This window comes from Acetobacter lambici, assembly GCF_011516885.1.
GTDB lineage: Bacteria > Pseudomonadota > Alphaproteobacteria > Acetobacterales > Acetobacteraceae > Acetobacter > Acetobacter lambici.
The window spans coordinates 1-20237 of the sequence record NZ_WOTD01000038.1 but is presented as its reverse complement, the minus strand read 5'-3'; the positions used below and the strand labels follow the sequence as shown (position 1 = coordinate 20237).

22 protein-coding genes and 1 CRISPR repeat array are annotated in these 20237 nt (G+C 57.2%); of the genes, 4 read left to right on the top strand and 18 right to left on the bottom strand.

The genetic code is table 11. The features are described from left to right. Positions 1–1128 (bottom strand): DUF4158 domain-containing protein (locus tag GOB86_RS12435; RefSeq protein WP_165992754.1); only part of this gene is annotated, 1128 nt, incomplete at its 3' end. Positions 1129–1284: 156 nt separating this feature from the next. Here GOB86_RS12435 and GOB86_RS12430 point away from each other — a divergent pair. Then, a complete protein-coding gene (locus GOB86_RS12430) occupies positions 1285–1881 on the top strand; it encodes a recombinase family protein (RefSeq protein WP_029329811.1) in 597 nt (198 codons plus the stop codon). Positions 1882–1994: 113 nt separating this feature from the next. Further along, positions 1995–2877: direct repeats of the CRISPR family, unit length 29 nt; unit sequence CGGTTCATCCCCGCACAGGCGGGGAACAC. A 49-nt stretch (positions 2878–2926) separates the two neighbouring features. Here GOB86_RS12430 and cas2e read toward each other — a convergent pair. From cas2e to GOB86_RS12375, 11 genes are all read right to left on the bottom strand, one after another. Continuing rightward, positions 2927–3223: a type I-E CRISPR-associated endoribonuclease Cas2e gene (gene cas2e / locus GOB86_RS12425; protein WP_165992753.1), complete on the bottom strand. Its 297-nt coding sequence runs from the start codon at positions 3221–3223 to the stop codon at positions 2927–2929. After that, positions 3220–4167 carry a type I-E CRISPR-associated endonuclease Cas1e gene (gene cas1e / locus GOB86_RS12420; protein WP_165992751.1) on the bottom strand — a complete coding sequence of 316 codons (948 nt, stop codon included), beginning with the start codon at positions 4165–4167 and terminating at the stop codon, positions 3220–3222. The genes cas2e and cas1e overlap by 4 nt, the downstream gene beginning before the upstream one ends. Next, a complete protein-coding gene (cas6e, locus tag GOB86_RS12415) occupies positions 4164–4835 on the bottom strand; it encodes a type I-E CRISPR-associated protein Cas6/Cse3/CasE (RefSeq protein WP_165992749.1) in 672 nt (223 codons plus the stop codon). The genes cas1e and cas6e overlap by 4 nt, the downstream gene beginning before the upstream one ends. 1 nt (position 4836) lies before the next feature. Next, the gene (gene cas5e / locus GOB86_RS12410; protein ID WP_165992747.1) at positions 4837–5508 is read right to left on the bottom strand and encodes a type I-E CRISPR-associated protein Cas5/CasD; all 672 of its coding nucleotides are present in this window, start codon (positions 5506–5508) and stop codon (positions 4837–4839) included. Continuing rightward, entirely contained in the window at positions 5508–6572 is a 1065-nt protein-coding gene (cas7e, locus tag GOB86_RS12405) for a type I-E CRISPR-associated protein Cas7/Cse4/CasC (protein WP_165992745.1), read from the bottom strand. The genes cas5e and cas7e overlap by 1 nt, the downstream gene beginning before the upstream one ends. Beyond that, on the bottom strand, positions 6569–7075 hold the full coding sequence (gene casB / locus GOB86_RS12400) for a type I-E CRISPR-associated protein Cse2/CasB (protein WP_165992743.1): 507 nt from the start codon (positions 7073–7075) through the stop codon (positions 6569–6571). Before casB ends, cas7e begins: the two co-directional genes overlap by 4 nt. Beyond that, positions 7072–8535, bottom strand: a complete 1464-nt coding sequence (casA, locus tag GOB86_RS12395; RefSeq protein WP_165992741.1) for a type I-E CRISPR-associated protein Cse1/CasA — start codon at positions 8533–8535, stop codon at positions 7072–7074. The genes casB and casA overlap by 4 nt, the downstream gene beginning before the upstream one ends. A gap of 191 nt (positions 8536–8726) precedes the next feature. After that, complete coding sequence (gene cas3 / locus GOB86_RS12390) at positions 8727–11228, bottom strand: CRISPR-associated helicase Cas3' (protein ID WP_165992739.1); 2502 nt, start codon at positions 11226–11228, stop codon at positions 8727–8729. A gap of 234 nt (positions 11229–11462) precedes the next feature. Next, a complete protein-coding gene (locus GOB86_RS12385) occupies positions 11463–12647 on the bottom strand; it encodes a hypothetical protein (RefSeq protein ID WP_242012661.1) in 1185 nt (394 codons plus the stop codon). Next, the gene (locus tag GOB86_RS12380) at positions 12622–13011 is read right to left on the bottom strand and encodes a type II toxin-antitoxin system VapC family toxin (RefSeq protein WP_064775867.1); all 390 of its coding nucleotides are present in this window, start codon (positions 13009–13011) and stop codon (positions 12622–12624) included. The genes GOB86_RS12385 and GOB86_RS12380 overlap by 26 nt, the downstream gene beginning before the upstream one ends. Positions 13012–13026: 15 nt before the next feature. After that, on the bottom strand, positions 13027–13251 hold the full coding sequence (locus tag GOB86_RS12375) for an antitoxin (protein WP_242012660.1): 225 nt from the start codon (positions 13249–13251) through the stop codon (positions 13027–13029). A 473-nt stretch (positions 13252–13724) separates the two neighbouring features. Between GOB86_RS12375 and GOB86_RS12370 the strand changes: the two genes are divergently transcribed. Together GOB86_RS12370 and GOB86_RS12365 are read left to right on the top strand one after the other, a co-directional pair. Next, positions 13725–13976: a type II toxin-antitoxin system prevent-host-death family antitoxin gene (locus tag GOB86_RS12370; RefSeq protein WP_165992734.1), complete on the top strand. Its 252-nt coding sequence runs from the start codon at positions 13725–13727 to the stop codon at positions 13974–13976. Between the two features lie 2 nt (positions 13977–13978). Then, positions 13979–14392, top strand: a complete 414-nt coding sequence (locus GOB86_RS12365) for a hypothetical protein (RefSeq protein ID WP_242012659.1) — start codon at positions 13979–13981, stop codon at positions 14390–14392. A gap of 104 nt (positions 14393–14496) precedes the next feature. Here the strand turns inward: GOB86_RS12365 and GOB86_RS12360 are convergent, their stop codons facing one another. From GOB86_RS12360 to GOB86_RS12335, 6 genes are all read right to left on the bottom strand, one after another. After that, positions 14497–15552, bottom strand: a complete 1056-nt coding sequence (locus GOB86_RS12360) for an ArsO family NAD(P)H-dependent flavin-containing monooxygenase (protein ID WP_165992732.1) — start codon at positions 15550–15552, stop codon at positions 14497–14499. 8 nt (positions 15553–15560) lie between these two features. Then, entirely contained in the window at positions 15561–16259 is a 699-nt protein-coding gene (gene arsH / locus GOB86_RS12355; RefSeq protein ID WP_165992730.1) for an arsenical resistance protein ArsH, read from the bottom strand. Between the two features lie 25 nt (positions 16260–16284). Further along, positions 16285–17580, bottom strand: a complete 1296-nt coding sequence (locus tag GOB86_RS12350; RefSeq protein ID WP_165992728.1) for an arsenic transporter — start codon at positions 17578–17580, stop codon at positions 16285–16287. Beyond that, positions 17580–18002, bottom strand: a complete 423-nt coding sequence (gene arsC, locus GOB86_RS12345; protein ID WP_165992726.1) for an arsenate reductase (glutaredoxin) — start codon at positions 18000–18002, stop codon at positions 17580–17582. The genes GOB86_RS12350 and arsC overlap by 1 nt, the downstream gene beginning before the upstream one ends. Next, on the bottom strand, positions 17999–18352 hold the full coding sequence (locus GOB86_RS12340) for an ArsR/SmtB family transcription factor (RefSeq protein ID WP_165992724.1): 354 nt from the start codon (positions 18350–18352) through the stop codon (positions 17999–18001). Before GOB86_RS12340 ends, arsC begins: the two co-directional genes overlap by 4 nt. Before the next feature lie 77 nt (positions 18353–18429). Then, positions 18430–19125: a VIT1/CCC1 transporter family protein gene (locus tag GOB86_RS12335; RefSeq protein ID WP_165992756.1), complete on the bottom strand. Its 696-nt coding sequence runs from the start codon at positions 19123–19125 to the stop codon at positions 18430–18432. Positions 19126–19321: 196 nt separating this feature from the next. On the opposite strand from GOB86_RS12335, the gene GOB86_RS12330 reads away from it, so the two are divergent. Continuing rightward, a complete protein-coding gene (locus GOB86_RS12330) occupies positions 19322–19891 on the top strand; it encodes a cytochrome b (protein WP_061276397.1) in 570 nt (189 codons plus the stop codon). Positions 19892–20237 lie beyond the last annotated feature (346 nt).

Here is a 20237-nt window from a genome sequence, read left to right as displayed (position 1 = left end):
ATCAATGGTCTCTGGAGCTGTCAGGGTTTCAGCCCTGCCGATGGCGTCCTGGAGGCGGGGCCAGTCAATTCCCGTAATGGCAGACAGTGAATCAACACCCTGATCACGCGCCTCAATCAGATGACGGCAGGAGGTTGTCAGCAGACGAAGCTGGGCCTGCAACGATCGCATGGTGACAATCGCTTTGTCACGGATCCGGTGCTCGGCACGGCGCATCATGCTTCCGAGGAGTTTGTCCATCATTGTGAGGGTCGCGTCGGTTAGAACCTCCTCAAGTCGGCCCCCGGCTGCCACCAGAATGGCGTAACGACGGGATGACCGAAGCTCGGCCAGATGCTGGGGCGTAATCCGGGCAGCTTCTTCGCTCAAACGGTCAAAGGCCACACGCGGTATGGTCGTGGCGCGAGCGCTGTCGAGGTTCAGGGATCGTACATACTCCAGACGTTCCAGCAATCGCAGGATATTGCGCGCGGCTGGTGACAGGGGCGGGTTACGCAGCCACGAGAGCGAGGAGGCACTGCGATCGCCACGACGCTCCAGCATTTTGTCCAAACGACAACGGGTTTCCAGCGGCAGATCCCCTGCAAGGACGTCATGGACAAGGTGATCGGCCTGCTGGCGAGCACGGCGCACCAAGGCTTCAATGACAGTGACCGACGGCAGGAGAATGCTTCGGCGACGCATCTCGTCAATCAGGATCGCAGCCATGCGGGATGGCTGGGTCACATGATGTGCAATTGGCATCGCGAAACCGGTCATGTCATGAAATGCCGACCGATCGAAGGTTCGGTAGCCATAACGCTTCATCAGGTGGGCCAGATGGGATCGACGGGTTTCGTCACGACGTCCGTAATGGGACCAGAGCCCAGGGGACAGGTCGAGCTGCCGCGCAACAAATGACAGAATGGGAGCCGGTGGTGTTTCACCAGATTCCAGCACCCGTCCCGGCCAGCGCATGTAGAGCATGACCATCGCAAAACCCAATCGGGAGGTTTCTCCGCGGCGGGTTGCGATCAGATCGAAGTCATCCTGGCTGAGTGTAAAATGTCTCGTGATCTCGCGATCATCGACAGAAGGCTCGTAATGTCGGGCGAGAGCTTCACGGGTCAGAAGACGGCGCCGCGCCATGATCGGATGTCTCCTTCATGTGTCCGGAAGGGGATCGTTAAACGGACTGTCCAGGACAAGTGCAACACGTCATGGAATACAGCCGTGTGCTGTGTCTCATAAAGGTGGTACCATATGTTTTGCAGTCATGGGGCCTTATACGTTACACTTTCCCGTATGACACACATAATGATCGGCTATGCCCGCTGCTCGACGGACAAACAGGATCTCGCGGCCCAGCATCAGGAACTGCTCAAACTCGGTGTTTCTGCCGATCGTATTTACACCGACAAGGGCTTCACCGGCACGAACCGGGAAAGGGCCGGCCTTGACCAGGCACTGGCGGCTGTTCGTAGTGGCGATACTTTGGTCGTACCAAAGCTTGATCGACTGGCCCGCTCTGTCCCTGATGCACGGCTTATTGGCGACAGCCTGGCATCCCGTGGCGTGAAGCTTCAACTTGGGAACAGTATTCACGATCCGTCTGATCCAATGGGCAAGTTGTTCTTCAACATCCTTGCGACTTTCGCGGAGTTTGAAGCCGATCTGATCCGGATGCGTACTCGTGAAGGGATGGCCGTTGCACGCGACAAAGGTAAACTACGCGGAAAGAAACCCAAGCTTTCTGAACGTCAGCAAAAAGAGCTTCGCCGGATGTATGATACCGGCGATTACTCCATCAGCGATCTTTCAGAACTGTTTTCTATTTCTCGGCCAACTGTCTATCGAACTCTCAGCAGAACAGCCTCAACGTTCTTGTTGGGTTCACTCTAAGCGTACGTAAAGTACACTTTCGTGTCGTGACCCCTTAACTGACGACACGCCGAGGTCGGGATCAACGTAAAAAACTGAACACATTGGAAACTGCCCTAACGCGTGATACGAAGTGGTTCATCCCCGCACAGGCGGGGAACACTGTTGCAGCCCATCGCTGGCAGGCATCATATTCGGTTCATCCCCGCACAGGCGGGGAACACATCTAAACACTTTCCCGTTGCAAGCGCGGTGGCGGTTCATCCCCGCACAGGCGGGGAACACGGGTGTTTATATTCAGACATTAAATATCAATCCGGTTCATCCCCGCACAGGCGGGGAACACGTCAGAGCGCCTTCATAACCCGTGTCCATCCGCGGTTCATCCCCGCACAGGCGGGGAACACAGACGGTGCCCATCGGTCGCAACGAATTTCAGCGGTTCATCCCCGCACAGGCGGGGAACACTTTATATTCCCAAGATGGTTTGTGCATCTCGTCGGTTCATCCCCGCACAGGCGGGGAACACCGGCCTGTGTCGTTCCTGCCTCTGCGCGATGCCGGTTCATCCCCGCACAGGCGGGGAACACGTGATATTGATGCTGTATCTGGGTTCAATGATCGGTTCATCCCCGCACAGGCGGGGAACACTCATTACGCCACGCCCTTTATATCTTGGCATACGGTTCATCCCCGCACAGGCGGGGAACACGCACGCCAAAGCCCGTCGGGCCAACGTGTCCACGGTTCATCCCCGCACAGGCGGGGAACACTCAATGTTCTAGGCGGCTTTGTCATAGCAGGCCGGTTCATCCCCGCACAGGCGGGGAACACCCAAGCACCTTCGCAGATCGTGGGTATCTGATCGGTTCATCCCCGCACAGGCGGGGAACACTCCTCTTGATACACTTTTTTCATTGTAAGTTACGGTTCATCCCCGCACAGGCGGGGAACACTTCCAGAGCAGCAACACGCATACCGTGGATAGCGGTTCATCCCCGCACAGGCGGGGAACACTCTTCATGGAAGTCATTGACTCAACAATATTTTTTTGTTGTCAAAGATCCTACCAATCGAACGCGGGTTTTTCTGAACCAAAACTTACCAGCTTTAAACCGTCAAAATCAACGGGCATACGACGATTCTGACCGCAGGTGACAAAGTCGTAGCCCTGATCCGTGGGCGCTTTCCACACCATGACCGCATCGCCTGCTTCCATGCATTCCGTCACTTGCCGCCAGATCATTTCCCGCGTACGGACTGAATAATCGCCAACATAGACTCCTGCCCGCACTTCCACCAGCCATGCGGCCAGCCTACCGCGCAGACGTGGAGGCGCATTCGTGACGACGATGACCATCATCCACGATGTCCTGAATCGCCGGACTGTTCTTCATCAAAAGCGGGAAGGACAGCGTCTAGCGGTGGCTCGGGGCGAGTAATATCACCGGCTGATAGTACTTCTTCAATGGTGGGAATGATCCGTCCGAGCAGTCCGGTCCGGCGGAACATATCGCGGCAGGCTAGCCTAACAGCCCGATCAGGCCCCATGTCCATTTTTCCTTTCGCGGCTTGTCCGGCTATACGGAATGCTTCTGGTACGACGGTTTCCAGCTTAAACAAGTCAGCGATATCATACACGAACGACAGGGGCTTACCCGTGTGGAGAAATCCGATTGCCGGAGCGTATCCGGCCGCCAGAACGGCGGCTTCCGACAGCCCGTGCAAGCACGCCGTGGCCGCAGAGAGACACCGATTGGGAATGTCGCCAGCGTCCCAGTCTTTCGGGTCATAGACCCGACGTTTCCACGGAACACCATACTGCTTCGCTAAAAGGGCGTAGCTTTCTCGTACGCGTATGCCTTCGATCCCACGTAGTTGTTCGATAGACCGGCGGGATGGCGGCTCCTCGCCAAAGCGCATTGTAAACATCTTCCTTACGACGCGCAGGCGGGCTGTATCATCAAGCGCGATGCGCGCCTGCCAGAGTAGCTTATCCGAACGCGCACCTCCCGGCTGCCCAGCCGAATAAAGCCGCACCCCGGCTTCGCCCACCCAGATGATAAGGGTGCCAGTTCGGGCGGCAAAGGAGACTGCTGCATGGGAAATTCGCGCTCCTGGTTCCAGCATGATTCCGGCAATGCCTCCGATGGGAATCTGGGTGCGCGTCCCATCAGCGTTGACTGCTACGAACGCACCGTCCAGCACGTCCAAACGTGCTCGTTCGACAAAAATCAGCGAGGCCCGGTCTTTAAGCGGGATAAGTTTTGGCGGCGCTAGTCCCGGAATCCCACCCCCTTTGCTCATCTTGGCCGCCGGATCAGCATCAAGCCACATCCAAACGATTTGGCTCGTCCAAATCCTTGCGTCATCTGTTTCAGGAAAAGCGTAGGATCAGTAATTTCGATACATCCTGAAAGATCGAGAACGCCGATTTTCATTGCGTTACCACGCACTGCACCTGGCCGAGGCAGAGCGCGGGTCATGTAATCGTCCGCGACAGCCATCATCACACTAAAACCACTTTTTGCGCCCTGCCGCTCCAACCATGCCCTGCCCTCTGATGAGGCAATTTCCATACGTTTCCCGGCACGTTCATACTGTTCCAGAGCGTCGATTGAGGCCTTGACGACATCCTCCCTCTTGCCGCCACGACGCATCCGTGTGGCGTTGGCGCGGAGAAGAAAGTCTAGACGTTGACCGGGTATAAGGTCTGGTTCGTACGGCTTAACTTGATGTAGTTCAAAGAGATCGGTCTGAAGCGGTGGACGCAACGAAAGAGTTAGGAAACTGCCGTCACATTCTTCACGCCACAGGAAATCACGCTCTCGTTCCGAACTATCAGCGAACACTGACCAGAGTAGATGGTGCTGCGCGGACACCCGGGCTCCAATTTCTGTCGGTCGCAGCAGCGCGGCCAGCGCCCGAGCCGAAGGATTGCGGGCTAGTCGGATGTGACTGAAATAGAATGTCATATCAGCCTCCAGCCACGATGTTCACCGAACGCAGAGCAATGCGCCGGGTGGAGAAATGCCAGCGATTGCGGTCAAGCGGTACATCGCTGATGACTTCGCCATTTGGGTCATTGCAAACAAGCGTGTGAGCCTGAACAGGCGACTTGCGCCAGCCTGGAACTTTGAGATGCCCCAGCGCCGCTTCTGAAGAAATCGCCTCGACGACCCGTGCTCCGGTTGGTGCTGCGAGTGGACATGATTTCCGTCCAAAATAGGGCGTAAAATGCGGCTCCAGCAGGGCTGCTGCGATCTTGTCCAATGTCTCACCCTGCACAGCAATGCCGTAAAATACGCTTGTTCGGTAATCACGCAGTGTAATAGCCGTATTTGTCTTTCCACGCGTATCCCGCAGAGCTTCCGGCCTGGAGTTCGGATTTTTTATGGCGGCAGAGGGGACCGTTTCGATGGTATGGTAATCACGCAGCGGCACTCCTTCATCAAAGATAGCCACGTCGATTGTCAGCGCGTCGAGAGCGGAGAAATTACCATCGCGCTCAATGCCAAGCGCCGCTCCCATCAGTCCGATGATCGCCGACCGTGCGGGCCAGATGAGAGAACCGCGCCGTTCATGCCCCGCGAGTTCGCCCATCGCGCCCAGTGAGGCAGTCAGGCCAAACACCAGAAAACGCTGCATCACGCCCCCCGTACGGTCGCGCCTGCAAAGGCTGTGATCTCATCAAGGGTTCCCCCCTTACCCACATGCAGCTTTTGGTCCACTTTCCAGACCTTGCCGTAAGCCTCGTCAATCTCCCTGCGGGTCTTTTCCAACACCTCGACTGATTTTTCGAGCAGAGGCTGTGCCCTGACGGGTGAGAAAAACGCGCCGGACAAATCGCGCGGCGCCTGTGTTCCGGCTTCAGCCAGAATGTAGTGCGCAAGTGGGTGATGAGCGAAACTGTTCTGCTTCCCTTTGGGAGTAGTGCGAGCCAGCGCGGCGGCCAATGCCTCGATCCCCTTGGCTGCAAGTTCCCGATCACCGGCAAGGTTGCTAATAAGCAGGTCACAATTCACGCAGACATATTGGTAGTAGACACCAGAACCGAAGGAGGTCTCGCCCAGATGTCCAGCACCCGTTTCTTCGTGTTTCTTCAGGTCATCGACGGCGGAGAACCAATCCTCTTCCGACTGCGCCTGATGTGTGGTGATGGCGTGGGCTACCTGCACCGCCGCTTCACGGTTGTAATCGGGGGAGTCAGCAAGCATCCGTCCAAACATGGCGATATCGATGGCGCCATCTGCCCGACGTAGAACAAGCTTCTTCAGTTCCTTGTCTGTTGGCACCTTTTCTCCAGCAGCGATCCTCTCTGCCAATTCTTCGGCAAGCTTCCATTCATCGGGAGAAATAAAGGCGAGCGTCGTGCTGATCCGGTTTTTCGTTTCCTTGTTTGGTGTTTCCAGTTTGCCGAAAATCACAGCGACCTGATCCGCCGCAGCATGAGCCTTGTCCTCGCTCACCCCATTGGCCAGCAGATGCTCAACGAGGTTCTGATACAGGCGTTTCGTCCGTTTTCCTTCATGATCAGCCAGGTCGAGCGCGAAAAAAGCACTTTCACGCAGAGCACGCTTCACGGACTGAGATGACATACGCAGCCGAGGCGCTCCCCCTACTGTCGCCTGCTTCGGGCGACCCTGATCGTCTCGATTGGGGTTGGAGGGGCCGTAAGTTGTCAGAAGGTGAAATTGCAGAAAAGTCGTCATCGGATTGTTTCCTTAGAATCATGCTGAGGCGCATCGGCATGAAAATAACCGAAGCACCAGTCCGTGCGTGTTCTGTCGTTCCAGTGCCAGAGGTCGCGGGCCAGAGCGCCGACATTGCAGCGTCGGTCAGCCATAATGATGGCACGACGAATCAGGTCGGTCAGGTTTGCGCCTTCGGCACGCATGAGTTTTTCAAATCGGGCATGAGAGAGCACAGGCTCGTTTCCACCCAGACGACGTGCTAGCGGCACTACGTCGCGCTCTCTTACTTCAGCAAGTAGGCAGACGAGACGCACCAGCGCTGCTGTTTCCGCCTCGTCACCCGTCACATGGAGCGTTTGCGCCAGCTTGTGCACCGCCGGTTCGCACAAAGCTTCGACTGGTCCAGCCCGACGCAGACGCGCGGCGAGCGCACGGGCGGCGGGGTTTGTATCCCGTGGTTCGAGATATTCCGCCCACCAACCGAAGGCGGCTGTGCCCAGGCCTTTTTCCTTCCCGCTCATGCCGCTTTCCTTTTTTTGGTTTCTGGAAGAGGAAGACCGAGCGAATTGAAAATTTCACTCCCCTGTTTTCCATAACCCGCAAGTGCCATTACCAGATACCGTCGAGCCTCGGTGATGCGACCGATTGCTTCCACCTCACGTTGGTTCAGCCCAGGGATTGCCCTTATGTCGAACTGACTGAGTGCCTGTTTTCGAAGATCATCCAGCCATGCGGACGCGGGGTCTTCTCCTTGCTCAATCGCTTGCGCGTGTCTCAAGAATTTTGTTTCGGTCTGCAAAAAAAACTCTTCGCGTTCCGCCTCCCGCGCTTCGCCAGCGGCCAGAACAGGCGTAAGGGCAGTACGTAATGCCACAGCGACTGCTTCGGCCGCCCGAATCAAATCGACAAGCTTGTCTCCAGCCTCCTCAGGGAGAGCTGGAAGAAGGCGCTGGCGCGAGAAAATAAAATCACGGGGCTTCATGTTATCCATCGCCCAACCGGCGACAATAACGGAACCCTTCCCGTGACGTTCAGCCCAATCGCGCAGGCACAACGCGAGTTCAGATAGTTCGCCTCCGCTTTTTTCCAGCACCACACCAAGCCAGTTGCGATAACTGAAATGTCCTGCTCGTGGATGTTTGGGCAGCCATTCCGTGCCGGGTTTCAGACGATAATAGGGGCTGAGCGGATGTATCCAGAGAGCGTAATTTGTACCTGACGGTTTCTGAATCACGCCTGTCACTGCGTCATCGTCATACAGAAAACGCAGACGACGTGGCATACCGAAGAATGCCTCCACTCCGAAACGCTGTCCTTCCGGTGGACCTGTTAGCTGCCCCTGGTCCGAAACGCGAGTTGGCCTCATCCAGGGGAGAGTTTTTATGTCTTCTGCCTGTCCGTACGGCACATTTGCCCAGACCAGATCCCACAGTGTATTCTCAGGATCGACAAGCGTGACCAGCGGCCCACCGCCTCGCATTGATGTGCGGTTTCCTGCGCCTCCGGAAGGAGCATTTGCTTGAAATGTGTAAAGCGCCATGGCCGCCAACGAGAAATCGAGGCGATCATATCGGCTGCGATGGACCATGACATCGGCGTTATTGCGTGCGGTATTCGCTCCTGCACTGTCGATGAACAACATATCGACAGGATTACCCTCGCCTACGAGAGGCTCCAAATCCTGAAGAAAGCGCGGCCCGTCGCCGAGAAGATTGAATGCCGGTGCGTAGGCTGTCAATTTCAGCCGCAGCCGTTGTGGATCGGCGTTACGACGTAAGTCCCAATCCTCGCTATCAGCCGGCGGGTCGGAAAGAAAGACCAGTCCTATCAGAAGTTCGAGACAGGCGACGTTCAGATCGAGGCGCGGCCAGTCAGGCTGCACGACATCCGGTTCTGCCATCTGCCATGGCGCTATGATCCGGCGTGACCCATCCACACAAAGAACCGGGATCCATGGGTCATCAATGAGATTGAGAGACACGTATTACCTCCGCTTTCTGGCGAGGCAGAGAAATGCGCCTGAAGCAAAAGCGCAGTTTTAAGGCTAAAGCTTTCCTAACAGGATTGGCCTGAACAATTATTATATTTCAAAACATCGCCTTCACATCCCCGCTTAGCCCGCTAACCAATCTGCGTTGCGAGCAGCATTAACCCGAGCACGGGCCATCTCCGTTATGATAGAGAGGCAAACATAACACCGCACTCCGCATCGTAACGCAAGCCTTCGCAGATACGGCCATCCTCCTCGACGGGGCACACCCTAATCTGTGTACATTTCCATTCCGGCCAGTCTTTTGTAATTGTCATGATTTCCGGTAAGGACTGATCAGGAAGAGGGAGAGCATCAATTTTTTTGCGATGAGCGGACACTTCCGAGAGCATCCAGGCATCCGTACCATCCCCTTCTGCCCAAGCGACAAGACCTTGTGCCGTCCGACGGGCCAGACAGAGCACACGCGGCTCCTCACCTAGTCGGGTGGGATAATTCACATCATCATCGCCTCTCCCAGCCTTGCGATAGCCGTCCGGGAAATTCACGATATTATGCCAGGCTAATCCTCTGTTGGCGCTATCTTTCCCGTATTTCTCCTGTTCCGCTTTCAACAGGACTTCCGGTATGGGTTCAGCGTCGTCTCCATAGACGGCTTCGATCAGCGCACGTTGACCGTCAGGAGTACCAATCTGTCCCTGTTTGAACAATACATGTGCGCTGCGCCAGACATCAGCCACCGCATACACCCATGCGCCTTTTCCAAGTGTGCCATGCAACCACCGATCATCGCCAACTCGTGTCGGATCTGGCGACAGAATATGCAAAGTCGGTTTCTGGACCGGACGTGATTCAGCCGGTCGGATATCCATATGACGCCATAAACGGCCTGCCCGCTGGATGAGTGCTGCGATGGGAGCGATATCGGACAGCATCACATCAAAATCCAGATCGAGCGAAGATTCCAGCACCTGTGTTCCAACAAGGACAAATCCTTTTCGGTCCTTTCCGTCTTTCCCGACCCGCTGAAGAACTTCCGCTTCTATCCGCTTGCGGTCGCACAATGCGAAACGTGCATGTAGAAGGCGAGCCTCCACGCCGGCGGCTCGAAGTGCTTCGAAAGCCTCGATTGCGTCGTCTACTGCATTCCGGATCCAGACACAGGCCGCCCCCTGAGCCACCATTTCTGTGAGTAGAGAGACTGCCTTATCCGCCGTATCAAGCCTTTCAACCGTTACCGGTCCTTTTACGGGACGGATTTCTAGCGGGAACTGCGTAATGCTTGCCCCGCCAGCAATGGTCAGGGCAGGATACGCCGTATTGTCAGACTCACCGTTGTAGGTCGCCAGAAGCTTGCGCCGAAGGGCCATAGGTAGCGTCGCCGTCAGCAGGATTGCAGAACCACCCGCAGCCCTGTGCATTTTTAGTAAGGCGGCAAGCTCCTCAGCAATATAGGGCTCACCCATTTCATGGACTTCATCAACCACAAGTATCTTCGATGATAAGCCATAAGTCCGCAAAGTCTGGAACCTGACCGGCAAAACCGAAAGCAGAGCCTGATCTATGGTTCCTATACCGACGTCAGCCAGTAGCGCTCGTCGATTACTTTGGGCAAGCCAATCCGATGAGGTGATCTCTCTGGGGCCACCTGTTCTGCTTCCTTGCACAAGATCACGAAACGGCACCGACAGCCCGGCCCTCCCATGAGCCAGCGTTACGCAGGGATTGTCGAACATGCGACCAACTATTCCTGACGCCCGGCTGAACATGGCATCCGCCGTTGCCATTGTCGGAAGGGCGAAAAACAGCCCGCGTCCTTTCCCCGCCAGACACATGCGATGTGCAAGCAGAAGCGCTGCCTCTGTTTTGCCGGCTCCTGTTTCATCCTCAACAATCACAAGTGTCGGTCCATCCGGTAGGACTATATCTGCACAGGCTGCCTGCATGGGACGCAATGTGAAATCGAACAGACTGCCGTTCTGCACCACAGTGCCGGCAATACCGGCCTCGGCGACAGCACTGGCGGCAACTGATCGGGCCTGCTCCAGATAAAAATCCAGAGTCCATGCCGGTGTCTTCGGCTCAAACCAGCAGGGATTAGATCCCACCCAGTCAGCTGCCGTACAGAAACCCGCAAACCACCAGGAAAGTGTAGTGGCGTCAGCCAATGTCAGTCCGTCGAGTGATGCTTTCGGCCAGAGATCGCAGAAAGCGTCAATTAGTCTCATTGCTGGTTCGCGGCCATCTCCAACCATTTCCATGGCCGAGCGGAGTCCTCGTGGTAGTCGTGCTTCAGGTGGGACGCCGCCGAAGTTATGATCGGGGGGGCGACCGTGATGTCCGGCTGCGGCGGCATAGAGTATCTGCCGGATCCGTGGCCTGCCACCCATACGGGCCGCTATCCTTGCATCTGCAACGTAAAAAAGTGCTTCGCTGAGTTCCCAATGCCGAAAGCCTATTTGAGGAATGTCGTCCCGCAGCATGGCGCGGAAACTTTCACTGATCTTGCCAAGGTCGTGAAGTCCAGCCAGCACGATCAGCGCATCACGGAGTGGCGCTGCAAATGCAAACGGCGCAATCAATTTTTCCGCCACAGCTGCAACATCCAGCATGTGAAATGCTGCCGGATGTTCAGGGCCATTCAGGACGACGGCACTCTTGCCCGGCCAATCTGTCCACTGCATTAATAGCCTCCGACACGTTAAATTTTTAGGAGATATTTATTCTTTATAATCACAGAAACATCAGGACGTTGTGGCATATAATAAGGGCGTTTTGTCAGTTAGCACCGGGTGCTATGAGATTTTTAATCCCGTTTACAATGGTTGCTCTACACATCACGCTAGCAAACTGCGTTCAAACGGGAAATCCTTAGCCATTTGTGCGCCAATACCGACGAGATTATTAAATAATTCCATTCATGCACAGGCTTTCTCCATCAGGCGGTCAATCGCAGCCATTGCGGCCTCAAGCTCGGAGTAATCGGGGGTCCACCGTTCAAGGAGACTGAAATCCTGCCCCGCCTCTATATCTGCGACATTCATATTGTCTTCAATAGCACTCGCACGCGGCCTGCCCCGCTTTCGTCCTGCCACCACATTTGCTCGTGACTGCACCGTTTCCCGTAAAGGCGCCATATCCCGCAGCGCAAACAACCGCCTCGCGGACCGGTGGGTGACTTCCACAACCAACCCCTTCTCCAAAAAGCGCTCAAGTAACTGACAGGCCGCCTTGATCGACATCGAAAGCCGCATCGCGAGTGTTGTCGCCGAAATCACAGGGTGGGCCGCAATAACATCGATCGCGGCGCGTGCGCGGGAGGTGCGTCTCTGACCACCCGCCTGAAGACGGGCAGCGCGCCACGAGGCCTCAAGCGTTCGGGTCATGATACGAATGGCGTCAGCTTCGTCTTCTAAGGCCTGCAACCAGCACGGAACCCAGGTCCGGACATCCCAGGATATTCCTGACCGAAAGGCCGCGGCTCCCGTGAGCGGAAGGGGTGTGCGTAACACGCCATCTTCACGCCAGACCTCCATCAGGGCGCCCCGAAACGGAGCGCGGCTCTCTCCAGCCTCTACCCATTGCCGGAACGCCATGGCACTCCCCACAAACGGTCCTAGGCTTTGCGTCAAAGACTGGGCCACTGCCCGCGCTTGCGCGATTGCCTCTTTTTGCAGTCCTGTGGGTCTTGCAAGCCACTGATATTGCGTGAATGCCGCACGGGCGGCATCAATTTCGGTACCCCGTTCAAACACATTCTGCCCACGGATCCGGGGACGCAACCCTTCAAGAACGGCAGCCAGATGCCACGGATCGACCAGATAACCATCGACGGCCGCACAATTACGGGCAGCCTCCAGACGCGATCGGAACAGGATCACGTCACGCAAGGGATGCCTGTATATCTGCTGGTCGAGCTGACCACATCGCAGAACTGTCCGCGTCAGTACGGCGGCTATATCACCCAGAGCCGGGACGGCTTCTTTCCGAACACCTGAAGACGGATGTGCACTCTCGCGTCTTGTGGCAAAACCGCCCCATTGCTCGTCTGCCATGACCGTAGAACGCTGCCGCTCGTTACGAGCCACGGAAATTCCGCACATCTAATCCCCTGACGGCTGTAAAAGCCTGATCACTGGTAATCAGTGTCAGGCTACAGGTCAGGGCGTGAGCTGCGATCATCATATCAAGTGCGCCCAGAGACAGGCCCTGCCGTTCCTGACTGGCGCGTAACCGGCCATAACGGTGTGCAGTTTCTGAGTCCCAAGGTAACACTTCCAGACGGTCCATAACGATCTGGGTCAAACGGTGCAGGCGCGTAGCGTCAGGGCGCCGGGCCAGCCCGTAAGCAACTTCCCCAGCGGTCACCGCTGACACACAACACTGGCGGGGATCAAGGCGCTCAACATGCTGTAGAACGATCTCGTCTCCCCGCACTATGTCGCTGACCGTATTGGTATCGAACATCCACAGTGTCACAGCTCAAAACCCGGAAAAAGGATCACGTTTCTGTTCATCCTGCTCCCGGCCTGCCGGAAACAACTCTGCGCCCCGGCTATGCCGGATAGCCGAGAATGCTTCGTTCCAATCTGTGGGTCGGGCGGAGAGGATGACATCTCCCGTTTGTGGATCACGCCGGATGCTGACTTCGGCCGTATTGAACCGATAGGCAGCAGGAAGGCGAACCGCCTGGCTGCGACCGGTCATGAAAATTTTGGCAGTCTCTGACATGGCGTACCTCGCAGGATAGTATATATCGCGATAGATACCATTTTACTGCAAATAGATGCAAGGGCAGCTGGGAAAAGTCACTACGATTTACCTTAAATGGCCCACAACTTCAAAAATGACTATTTTTCCGTTTTTGGCCCCCTCCCTCGTTATTATGTCCGATAAGTTCTCTTGTCGGACATAAAAATCCAGACAGAAAACCAATCGAAAAAATCCAGATTATGAGGATAATCAGCCAGAAACCGGGCGCTCCAACCCATCGGAGTCCCACGTCTAATGTAGGGCAAATCGTGCCGTATCTTCGGCCCAGAAGGCAATTAAATTCAGACAAACCATCATTGTGTTGCGGCGAAAGCAGCACAATGCCGCACCATATTCCGGGATAATCTCCGTCATTTACATCATTGCTGTATTTGCTGTATTATTGCGCTTCATTGAAGGAGGGGATCATGCGCACATTTTCGACCAGTGACCTGTCTCGTAAGTCAGGCGACATCATCGCCAGTGCCCTGCAAGGTCCGGTCTCAATCAGCCAGCGCGGTAAACCGCGCCTGATCATGCTCAGCGTTGAACAATATGAGGCACTGACAGCCCGTGATGCCGACAGGCGTGTAGTCGGCGCGACAGCGGACATGCCTGCCGATCTGGCCCAAGACATTGGACAAGCAATCGACGGCTACCTGCTGGACATTACTCCTTAGCCATGAGCATCGATTTTCGGCCAGGAATGGTCTTGCGATACCCCTATCTGTGGCACTGGCAGAACGCGCGCGGAGAAAGCGAAGGACGCAAGGATCGCCCGACCACTGTTGCTGCCGCTTTTGTGGCACGGGACAACCAGAACTATCTTCTTCTGCTTCCGGTAACAACACGCCTGCCGGCTCCTAACCGTATTGCAGTCGAGGTGCCTGCAACGGAAAAACGACGGGCCGGCCTTGATCAGAACCGGCAGCAGTGGATTCTACTCGATGAGTACAATCTCGACCCGACTGCGACTTCATACTATCTACAAGCAAGTCCACCCCTCGGGCAGTTCAGCGATGCGTTTATGCGTCTCCTGTTGACACGGTTCAGAACTCTCCTGCCCCAAGCCAAGCGTATATCCAGATATCCTTAGCTGTCTGTTTCATCGGATCCGAACAGCTCAAATAGCCGACTGGCGGCAGTCGCCCTCTTCTCGGCCGTGTTCAGACTTGCTCAAAGTTTCGATAAGCAGACCTTCTATATCGGCGACGCAAGCCAGGCCGCCAGTTGCCGGACCATGGATCTGGCGACACGGCCGGCGCCCAGCAGCGTGGCGGATGCGGGCCCACACCAGGAGCCATAACCCAGCAGCCAGAGACGTGGCTCCCTGACGGCCTGCTGCCCGTTAACACGGATCAAGCCGTCCGGCTCGATCACGTCGAGTGATGCAAATACACCGAGCGCGGGTCGGAAGCCGGTACACCAGATGATCCTATCGATGGCTTCTTCCCGCCCGTCGGGCCAGACGACGCCCGTCGCCGTCACACGTACAAACGGGCGCACCGCGTGGAGCACGCCTCGCTCCCTGGCGGCGCGCACAGGTGGGACCATGACGATATCGCCAAAGCCGCTGGTGGGCATGGCCGACGGGCCGCCGAGAACGCGAGCGGTCGCCCGCTCGAACAGGACCCGTCCGTCCACGTCATCGGGCAGAAAGATGGGATCATGCAGCGTGACCCATGTTGCCTGAGCGACAAGCGACAGCTCCGCCATAATCTGTGCCCCGGAGTTGCCCCCACCTACCACCAGTACACGTCGGCCGGCAAAGGGCGCGGCATTCCGGTAATGGCTGGAATGGAGTTGCGTCCCGCCGAAGAGGTCACGCCCCGCGACATCGGGAACAAAGGGGGCTGACCACGTACCGGTCGCCCCGATAACCGCACGGCCAAGAAAATCACCCGCGCTGGTTCTGACAGTCAGAAGTTTTCCGTTCGCGCGCTCCACACACTCGACCATGACCGGACGGCGGATCGGCGGCGCATAGCGCGCCTCGTAGCGGTGCAGATAGTCCAACACCTCGTCACTGGTCGGATAGCCGCCATCCGGCGTGTCTGGCATCGGCCAGCCGGGCAGCGAACTGTAGGACGCGGGTGAAAACAGATGCAGGGAGTCCCAGCCATGCACCCATGCACCACCCGCCTGCGTCCCGTTATCAAGAATGACGTAACGCAGTCCGGTCCGTCGTAGAAAATACGACGCGGCGAGGGCCGCCTGACCGCCTTCCACGATCACAACATCGAACTGTTCCGCCATTGCCCGGCTCACAGACTTTCCGGGAGACGGAATTCCGCCTTGCGTTCGCTGTAGCGATCAACGAGGTAGTCGGCCCGGTCGCGCAGCAGCCATGTGAACTTCATCAGCTCCTCCATGACATCTACCATCCGGTCATAGAGGGGGGATGGCTTCATCCGGTCATCGTCACCGAACTGGGTATAGGCCATCGGCACGCTGGACTGATTGGGGACGGTGAACATCCGCATCCACCGGCCCAGCACCCGTAGGGCATTGACGGAATTGAAGCTCTGCGATCCGCCCGAAACCTGCATGACCGCCAGCGTGCGGCCCTGCGTCGGGCGGATCGAGCCTTCCGTCAGGGGCAACCAGTCGATCTGGTTCTTGAACACGGCAGTGATGTTGCCGTGCCGTTCGGGGCTGCACCAGACCTGGCCTTCAGACCAGATCGAGAGTTCCCGCAGTTCCTGCACTTTCGGATGGGTCGCGGGCACGGAATCCGCTACCGGCAGGTCGGTCGGGTCGAACACCCGTGTCTCGGCGCCGAGGACTTTCAGAATGCGCTCTGCCTCCAGCACCAGCAGGCGACTGAACGAGCGGGGACGCAAAGAGCCATAGAGCAGAAGGATGCGCGGCGGATGATCCACACGCGGTTGCGGTTCCAGCCGCGCGAGATCGACCCGTTCGAGATACTCCGGATGCAAGGCTGGCAGCTCAGGTTCGGTCATATATATATATCGGTCCTGTCGTGTATTACGGGTGACTGATCCGGGGCAGCCATAGGGCCAACGCCGCGAGTGTTGCCAGCAGGACGGGAGGTGTGATCACCAGTCCGACCTTCATATACTGCCCCCATGTGACCCGATGGTTCTTGGATGCCAGCACATGCAGCCACAGTAGTGTTGCGAGACTACCAATCGGCGTGAATTTCGGCCCGAGGTCGCAGCCGATGACGTTGGCATAGATCATCAGGTCGCGTGTCAGCGGCGTGATGTCACGGGCCTGCTGGATCGCCAGCGCCCCGACCAGCACACTCGGCATGTTGTTCATGATGGACGACAGAACAGCCGCCAGAAAGCCGGTGCCGATCGTGGCGATGAACGGCCCCTGATGGCCAAGCCAGACCAGTGCGGCCGCAAGGTAGTCGGTCAGCCCGGCATTGCGCAGGCCATACACCACCAGATACATGCCCAGCGAGAAGATCACGATCTGCCATGGTGCGCCCATCAGCACCTTGCGAACAGGGATCACCCGGCCATATCCGGCGACGAGCAACAGGGTTCCGGCGGCCAGACAGGCTACAACACAGACCGGGATATGAAACGGCGCTGTCAGGAAATAGGCCGCCAGAACGAGGACCAGCAGCGGAAATGCCGCCCGAAATACATGGTGGTCACGAATTGCCGCAGCGGGTGCTGGCAGTTCGGCGACGGGATAGGTCGCAGGCACCTGCCGCCGGTACCACAGCCAAAGCACAGCCAGCGTCGCGCCCAGCGCCACCAGATCGACAGGGACCATGATCGCGGCATAGCGATCAAACGCAATGCCAAAGAAATTGGCGCTGACGATGTTCACCAGGTTGGAAATGACAAGCGGCAGGCTGGTGGTATCCGCGACGAACCCAGTGGCGATAATAAAGGCCAGCGCCGCGCCATGGCTCAGGCGCAGTTGCGTCAGGATAGCGATGACAATGGGCGTCAGCAGCAGCGCCGCGCCGTCATTGGCGAAAACCGCTGCAATGGCCGCTCCCAGCACCACGATCAGCGGGAATAGCGTCTGGCCTCGCCCTTTGCCCCAGCGTACGACGTGCAGGGCGGCCCAATGGAAGAACCCGGCCCCATCCAGGAGCAGCGAGATGATGATCAACGCGATAAAAGTAAAGGTCGCGTCCCAGACGATGTGCCACACGACAGGAATATCGTGCCAGTGGATGACACCGGTCGCCAGTGCCACGGCGGCACCGGCCATCGCACTCCAGCCGATGCCCAGACCCCGTGGCTGCCAGATGACGAAAACTAGCGTTGCAATGAAAATGGCAAGGGCCAGCATCAGGCGATCCGTTTCCCGGCCTCATCCACGATCTTCTCGCCGTCCTCCTTGGCGAAAGCACCCTTCTGTGGCGTGGGTAGAATGTCCAGAACCACCTCGGAGGGACGGCAGAGTTTCACGCCAAGCGGTGTGACAACGATGGGCCGGTTGATCAGGATCGGGTGTGCGATCATGGCGTCGATCAGCGTATCATCGCTCAGGGCCGGATTATCGAGGCCGAGTTCATGAAAGGGCGTGCCCTTTTCCCGCAGGACCGCGCGCACCGGAACCCCCATACGGACGATCAGATCAACCAGTTCGGCTCGGCTCGGTGGGGTTTTCAGATATTCGATGATCCGGGGTTCCTCGCCGCTGTTGCGGATCAGTGCCAGCACGTTGCGCGACGTGCCGCAGGCCGGGTTGTGATAGATGGTGACGGTCATGGGCAGGATTCCGGGCTCGGGCAGCAGGAGGACAGGTTCGCGACCAGGGGCGCGCAAAGCTCAGGACTGCCCGCACAGCAGTCCCGGACGAGGAAGAGCATCAGGTCGCGCAGGCGCGGAAGACACGCACGGTAGACGATCAGCCGACTGTGACGCTGCGAGGTCAGCAGGCCAGCCCGCGTCAGGGTAGCGAGATGGGCCGATATGGTGTTCTGCGGGACATCGAGGTGCCGCGCGACGTCCCCGGCGGGCAGCCCGTCCGGTTCGTGGCGCACCAGCAGGCGGAAGATCTCCAGCCGCGTGGACTGGGACAGCGCGTTGAGGGCCGAGAGTGCGGATTCTGTATCCATAAATCGACGATCACGGATATATGAGATGAAGTCAAGACTACCCAGGACCTGCCTCGTTCAGAGCTTGGAACGCGGCTTCACACGCCGAACAGGCGGCCGATCCCGCCCGTGACGATCATTGCCACAATACCCCAGAACGTCACACGCACTGCTGGGCGCAGAGGCGCTGCGCCGCCGGCAATCGCGCCAACGACCCCCAGAACAGCGAGAACCACGACGGACGTCAGGGACACGCCCCAGGACACCCACGCCACGGGCGTCAGAACCGCCGCCAGCACAGGCAGTAGTGCTCCGGATGAAAAGGCGGTTGCCGAGGCGAATGCCGCCTGTATGGGTCGTGCCGCCGTGGCTTCGGACAGACCCAGTTCATCCCTTGCATGGGCACCGAGCGCATCATGCTTCATGAGGGCAACGGCGACCTTGCGCGAGAGGTCTTCATCCAGCCCTCTTTTCTGATAAATCCCGGCCAGTTCGGTGACTTCGCCCTCCCAGTCCGTGACCAGTTCCTGTTTCTCGCGGGCGATGTCGGCGTGTTCGGAATCGGCCTGGGAACTGACCGAGACATACTCGCCCGCCGCCATGGACAGGGCGCCCGCGACAAGCGCGGACAGTCCCGCGACGAGAATGCTGCCGCGTGTCGCATGAGAACTGGCAACGCCGACGATGAGGCTGCCGGTCGACAGCGTTCCGTCATTGGCGCCGAGAACAGCCGCACGCAGCCATCCCAGTTTCTCGACGGCATGACGTTCGGCCAAAGGATGGAGACGCGACATAAGATGACCTGCTGCTTCTGGTGAATACAAATAAAGGTTAAGATGCATCATTTGCCGCGACAACAGATATTTCATTCTGATATTGCGAGTTATTTTCAATATTATTTATGTTTTAGGAAAATCTGTTCTGTTCAGAATCCTGTCAGGTAAGCATGATACGGAAGTGGATTCAGGGTTCTTTTTTGCCGAGACGTATATGCCTTATTCAACGCCGGACATCACAGATAGCCTGCTGCGTTACGACAGGCCGACGATCATCCTTCACTGGATGACGGCCTTTCTGGTGCTGCTTCAGTTTGCTCTTGGCGAAACCTGGAACTGGCCAACAAAACCCGTCCATCATCTGATGGTGGTCGCGCATCTGACAGCCGGCATCCTGCTGACCGCAATTATGGTGTTCCGCATTGTCTGGCGTCTGACGAAAGGCCGGCATCTGTCGGACCTTCTCGTGCCTGTGGACCGGGTATTCGCCCTTGGAGCAGAGTACACGCTCTATGTGCTGCTTCTGGCGGAAATCTTGCTGGGCTATCTCTGGCGATGGGGTGCCGGGCAGACGATGAGTTTTTTCGGCCTCCTGATTCCATCCCCGTTCGCGCGGTTCCCGGCGGAAACCGTGACGTGGTTTCAGACGCTACATTACTGGAACGCCTGGTTGATTATGGGTCTTGCGACAGGCCATGGCGCGGCGGCGCTTTTTCATCAGTTTGTCCTGAAAGACAAAGTGCTTGGACGCATGCTGCCGCGGGGTTCCTCACTCAGTCAGTGATTGCGATCGGGAACCTATCTGATTTTCATGATTGGGCAGCATCGTGATGCTGGATTGCCAACAACGTCAGCTTTTTTCGGCTTCCGTTGTACAACAGATGTTCCGCTGTCCCCCCCCCCCATGCCGGTCTTCAAGAAAGACGGTATGAGATGAAAAATACCGTTCTCGCTCAGTGCCGTGAGCTACTACACTGGGTGGGTAATCCCCCCATTTTTAGTGGGGCATTGAATGAGAATTCAGGCAGCTGTTTTTAGTTTCTGGGCGGGGGTTAGCCCGCTGTTCCCCATGTTGGGTCTGTCATGGTTATATGTCCAGAGCCATTGTGTTGCGACCTCCTGCACGTCCT

What these genes read in the sequence shown, in the direction of transcription:
- GOB86_RS12340 (WP_165992724.1), bottom strand. Translation starts at nt 18,352, where the DNA reads ATGGATACAGAATCCGCACTCTCGGCCCTCAACGCGCTGTCCCAGTCC.
- GOB86_RS12330 (WP_061276397.1), top strand. Translation starts at nt 19,322, where the DNA reads ATGCCTTATTCAACGCCGGACATCACAGATAGCCTGCTGCGTTACGAC.
- cas5e (WP_165992747.1), bottom strand. Translation starts at nt 5,508, where the DNA reads ATGCAGCGTTTTCTGGTGTTTGGCCTGACTGCCTCACTGGGCGCGATG.
- cas1e (WP_165992751.1), bottom strand. Translation starts at nt 4,167, where the DNA reads ATGAGCAAAGGGGGTGGGATTCCGGGACTAGCGCCGCCAAAACTTATC.
- cas2e (WP_165992753.1), bottom strand. Translation starts at nt 3,223, where the DNA reads ATGATGGTCATCGTCGTCACGAATGCGCCTCCACGTCTGCGCGGTAGG.
- GOB86_RS12375 (WP_242012660.1), bottom strand. Translation starts at nt 13,251, where the DNA reads ATGACCGGTCGCAGCCAGGCGGTTCGCCTTCCTGCTGCCTATCGGTTC.
- arsH (WP_165992730.1), bottom strand. Translation starts at nt 16,259, where the DNA reads ATGACCGAACCTGAGCTGCCAGCCTTGCATCCGGAGTATCTCGAACGG.
- GOB86_RS12430 (WP_029329811.1), top strand. Translation starts at nt 1,285, where the DNA reads ATGACACACATAATGATCGGCTATGCCCGCTGCTCGACGGACAAACAG.
- GOB86_RS12335 (WP_165992756.1), bottom strand. Translation starts at nt 19,125, where the DNA reads ATGTCGCGTCTCCATCCTTTGGCCGAACGTCATGCCGTCGAGAAACTG.
- cas6e (WP_165992749.1), bottom strand. Translation starts at nt 4,835, where the DNA reads ATGACATTCTATTTCAGTCACATCCGACTAGCCCGCAATCCTTCGGCT.
- GOB86_RS12365 (WP_242012659.1), top strand. Translation starts at nt 13,979, where the DNA reads ATGAGCATCGATTTTCGGCCAGGAATGGTCTTGCGATACCCCTATCTG.
- casB (WP_165992743.1), bottom strand. Translation starts at nt 7,075, where the DNA reads ATGAGCGGGAAGGAAAAAGGCCTGGGCACAGCCGCCTTCGGTTGGTGG.
- arsC (WP_165992726.1), bottom strand. Translation starts at nt 18,002, where the DNA reads ATGACCGTCACCATCTATCACAACCCGGCCTGCGGCACGTCGCGCAAC.
- GOB86_RS12370 (WP_165992734.1), top strand. Translation starts at nt 13,725, where the DNA reads ATGCGCACATTTTCGACCAGTGACCTGTCTCGTAAGTCAGGCGACATC.
- GOB86_RS12385 (WP_242012661.1), bottom strand. Translation starts at nt 12,647, where the DNA reads ATGTGCGGAATTTCCGTGGCTCGTAACGAGCGGCAGCGTTCTACGGTC.
- GOB86_RS12350 (WP_165992728.1), bottom strand. Translation starts at nt 17,580, where the DNA reads ATGCTGGCCCTTGCCATTTTCATTGCAACGCTAGTTTTCGTCATCTGG.
- GOB86_RS12380 (WP_064775867.1), bottom strand. Translation starts at nt 13,011, where the DNA reads ATGTTCGATACCAATACGGTCAGCGACATAGTGCGGGGAGACGAGATC.
- GOB86_RS12360 (WP_165992732.1), bottom strand. Translation starts at nt 15,552, where the DNA reads ATGGCGGAACAGTTCGATGTTGTGATCGTGGAAGGCGGTCAGGCGGCC.
- cas3 (WP_165992739.1), bottom strand. Translation starts at nt 11,228, where the DNA reads ATGCAGTGGACAGATTGGCCGGGCAAGAGTGCCGTCGTCCTGAATGGC.
- cas7e (WP_165992745.1), bottom strand. Translation starts at nt 6,572, where the DNA reads ATGACGACTTTTCTGCAATTTCACCTTCTGACAACTTACGGCCCCTCC.